The organism is Syntrophomonas sp. UBA1041 (assembly GCF_002316705.1).
Taxonomy (GTDB): Bacteria; Bacillota; Syntrophomonadia; order Syntrophomonadales; family Syntrophomonadaceae; genus DTU019.
In genome coordinates this window covers 66,032-66,705 of record NZ_DCEA01000068.1, presented here as the reverse complement: position 1 = coordinate 66,705, position 674 = coordinate 66,032, and the positions used below count along the sequence as shown (strand labels likewise).

Annotated in this window: 1 protein-coding gene and 1 pseudogene; both read left to right on the top strand. The window is 47.2% G+C overall.

Annotated elements, in window-relative coordinates:
• Nucleotides 1-292: pseudogene (locus B2633_RS10335) on the top strand (FAD-dependent oxidoreductase); the annotation flags it as partial.
• The gene (locus B2633_RS10330; RefSeq protein WP_483170555.1) at nucleotides 289-582 is read left to right on the top strand and encodes a ferredoxin family protein; all 294 of its coding nucleotides are present in this window, start codon (nucleotides 289-291) and stop codon (nucleotides 580-582) included. The pseudogene B2633_RS10335 and the gene B2633_RS10330, both read left to right, overlap by 4 nt.
• Nucleotides 583-674 lie beyond the last annotated feature (92 nt).

Here is a 674-nt window from a genome sequence, read left to right as displayed (position 1 = left end):
AACTGCCGGTGATAATGTGGCGGCAGCCGGGTCATATTACATGCAAGAGCTGAACCACCTGAAACTCATGCCTACCATGAAAGCGGCGGACGGATACTTTGAAATTCTGGAGACTCCCTGGATATATGACAAAGTGCCCAACCTGGCCAATGATGTGTTCAATAGCCTGTTCAAGGTCAGCGGAGAGGTGCCGCAGAGCATGAAGAATACCGTGATGGGAGCTATGAAAGCCAACGGCTTATCACTATGGCAATTGATACAATTGGGCATAAAGGGGGTTAAATCACTATGAGCATAGAGCGCCTTTCAGCAGTAGAACTCCTGAGCAAAAATAAATTCAATGTAGATGAAGAAGAAGCCCATATCGTAATAGACAAAACCATCTGTGCCCAATGCAGTGAGAAACCCTGCCTTTATGTATGCCCGGCGGTTCTCTACAAACTGAACAAGAACGGGGAGATGAGCTTTGACTATGCGGGCTGCCTGGAATGTGGCACCTGCAGAGTGATGTGCAAGGACAAAGGCATTGTCAAATGGATTTATCCCCGTGGAACCTTTGGGGTGATTTATCGACAGGGCTAGTTTTGTCTTGATATTGCAGGGAAGTCTTAAACACCCGTGATGATATTATGGCTCTTGGTTTATATGGCGGGCAGTATACTGCCGGTTTGCAG

Coding starts and splice junctions, on each gene's coding strand:
- B2633_RS10330 (WP_483170555.1), top strand. CDS start 289: ATGAGCATAGAGCGCCTTTCAGCAGTAGAACTCCTGAGCAAAAATAAA.